This window comes from Marinobacter sp. (assembly GCF_040904845.1).
Classification (GTDB): domain Bacteria; phylum Pseudomonadota; class Gammaproteobacteria; order Pseudomonadales; family Oleiphilaceae; genus Marinobacter.
Window position 1 is genome coordinate 1 of the sequence record NZ_JBBDSR010000011.1, and the last position, 1915, is coordinate 1915.

A 1915-nucleotide genomic window follows, 5' to 3' on the forward strand; every position below is an offset into this window, starting at 1 on the left:
CATATGATGTTCTTGTTCATCAGCTCGCAGTTTTGCTAGCGGCTTCCTCCAGACCTTTCCTCGCGGCTCGGCCCTTGCCATTCGCTAGTGGTTAGCGTTCAATCGGGTAAAACCCAATTGAACGGTGATCTTCCCACAGGGAATTGGAACAGGGTCGACGTAAGCCGCAGGGGCCTGCGGTTACGCTTCTGCGCATTGCTGAGCAGTACCCGGAAGTTTTTATAAAGTGAGAATACGGATATGCAGCCACGAATCAGCATGATCACCCTCGGCGTTCGCGACCTTGAGAAATCGATCGCCTTCTATGAGAACGGTCTCGGTTTCCCCCGCATGGACTCCCCACCCGAGGTTGCCTTCTTCACGCTCAACGGAACATTGCTCGGCTTGTTTGGCCGGGAGGCGTTGGCTGAGGATGCTCACGTCTCGCCCGAGGGCACCGGCTTCAAAGCGTTCAGCCTGGCTCACAATGTCGCATCGGAAGAAGAAGTGGATGCGGTGGTAGAACAAGCCGTGAACGCAGGTGCCACTCTGGTAAAAAAGCCTGAGAAGGTCTTTTGGGGTGGCTACAGCGGTTATTTCACTGATCCGGATGGCCACCTTTGGGAGGTGGCGCACAATCCACATTTTTGGGTAGGTCCAAGTGACGCCGGTGCATAATAAACAACCGCTACCGGAGGTTTCCAATGAAAACAATCGGTCTAATAGGCGGAATGAGCTGGGAGTCCACCCAGACTTATTACCGGCTGATAAACCAGAAAGTAAGAGACGAACTCGGCGGGCTCCATTCAGCGAAGCTCGTTCTCTACAGCGTGGATTTTGCCGAAATCGAGGCGTTGCAGCACCAGGGCGATTGGCAGGCAACAGCGGACATACTGGGTTCCGTTGGCCGGTCGGTAGAGGCGGCAGGGGCAGACCTTCTGGTTCTCTGTACCAACACGATGCACAAGGTCGCCGCGCAGATTGAACAGTCCGTCAGCATCCCCCTTCTTCACATCGCTGACGCGACGGCCAACGTGCTTAAAAAGGATGGCGTAACCTGTGTAGGGCTGCTGGGGACACGATTTACCATGGAGCAGGCGTTTTACCTTGGCCGGCTTCAGGATCATGGTATCCGGGTGGTTGTGCCAGATGAGCCCCAAAGAGAGCGCATTCATTCTGTGATTTACACAGAACTGTGCCGGGGTGTGGTCAAAGCGGATTCAAAAGCCGCGTATCTGGATGTGGTCGAATCATTGGCGGAGCGCGGTGCTCAAGGGGTGATCCTGGGTTGCACGGAGATAGGCCTTTTGATCCAGGGCTCGGATACGGATGTCCCACTCTATGACACGACAGAAATACATGCCGAACAGGCGGTTCAGCTTGCCTTGGGCAGGGTTTAATCAGGGGCTGTTGGCGAACGGCTTTCAGTAAAATCGTGATTGCGGTCCAGGCGCGGGCAGAACATTTTCTTGTACCTGTCGAAATTTCGGGTGGCTGTTCGACTAAGAGAAGACAACACCTGAAGTTGTCCCTTTCCAACAACCTTAAGGAGACGAACCAATGTCCCGAATGATTTTCGTAAACCTGCCAGTCGCCGACCTCGCCGCGTCGATGAATTTTTACAAGGCCCTTGGCTTTGAGAACAATCCGCAATTCACGGACGATACGGCGGCCTGCATGGTATGGAGTGAGACCATCAACGTCATGCTGCTTACCCACGCCAAGTGGCGTACATTCACTGACCGACCGATCCCCCCTGCAACGTCCAGCGAAGTGATGCTTGCCATATCCTGCGACAGTCGCGAGGCCGTTGACGGCATGAATGAAGCAGCGGCTGCCAGTGGCGGAACGGCAGACATCAATCCCATCCAGGATCTTGGCTTTATGTATAACCGGAACCTGGCGGATCCCGATGGCCACGTTTGGGAGGCGATGT

The 1915-nt window shown here is 54.8% G+C and carries 3 protein-coding genes; all 3 read left to right on the plus strand.

Annotation, left to right across the window (positions count from 1 at the left end; genetic code table 11):
* Positions 1–240: 240 nt before the first annotated feature.
* Positions 241–657 carry a VOC family protein gene (locus tag WD429_RS01225; protein WP_368420350.1) on the plus strand — a complete coding sequence of 139 codons (417 nt, stop codon included), beginning with the start codon at positions 241–243 and terminating at the stop codon, positions 655–657.
* Between the two features lie 26 nt (positions 658–683).
* A complete protein-coding gene (locus WD429_RS01230) occupies positions 684–1379 on the plus strand; it encodes an aspartate/glutamate racemase family protein (protein ID WP_368420351.1) in 696 nt (231 codons plus the stop codon).
* 160 nt (positions 1380–1539) lie between these two features.
* Positions 1540–1915, plus strand: a 376-nt coding sequence (locus tag WD429_RS01235; protein ID WP_368420352.1) for a VOC family protein, incomplete at its 3' end; no start/stop codon positions are given.

Coding starts and splice junctions, on each gene's coding strand:
- WD429_RS01225 (WP_368420350.1), top strand. CDS start 241: ATGCAGCCACGAATCAGCATGATCACCCTCGGCGTTCGCGACCTTGAG.
- WD429_RS01230 (WP_368420351.1), top strand. CDS start 684: ATGAAAACAATCGGTCTAATAGGCGGAATGAGCTGGGAGTCCACCCAG.